The sequence below is a fragment of the Streptomyces sp. SP18CS02 genome (genome assembly GCF_036322365.1).
Lineage (GTDB): Bacteria > Actinomycetota > Actinomycetes > Streptomycetales > Streptomycetaceae > Streptomyces.
The window spans coordinates 1-300 of the sequence record NZ_JAQYXC010000278.1; the positions used below are offsets into that span (position 1 = coordinate 1).

At 57.7% G+C, this 300-nt stretch carries 1 pseudogene; it reads left to right on the forward strand.

The annotated features are described in order from the left end of the window. A pseudogene (locus PUR26_RS14230) lies at positions 1-84 on the forward strand (FHA domain-containing protein); the annotation flags it as partial. Between the last annotated feature and the right edge of the window lie 216 nt (positions 85-300).

Sequence of the window (300 nt, forward strand, 5' to 3'; positions counted from 1 at the left end):
TGTGAGATCCGGACCGGAACGCCCTCGACGATCCAGGATCTCGGGTCCACCAACGGCAGCGAGGTCGACCGGCCCCCCACCACCCCCCCCCCCACCACACCCCCGCCCGACCCAACCCCCCCCCCCCCCAAAAACACCACCAAAACCCCCCCCACCCCCCCCCCGCCCCCCCAACAAACAAGAACATTCACACCGCACCAAAAAACACACCAACAAAACCCAAAAAAGGCACAAAAAAAAACAACGCCCCCCCCACCAAAAAAAAAAAAAAAATAAAAAACAAAAACCCACCAACAAACA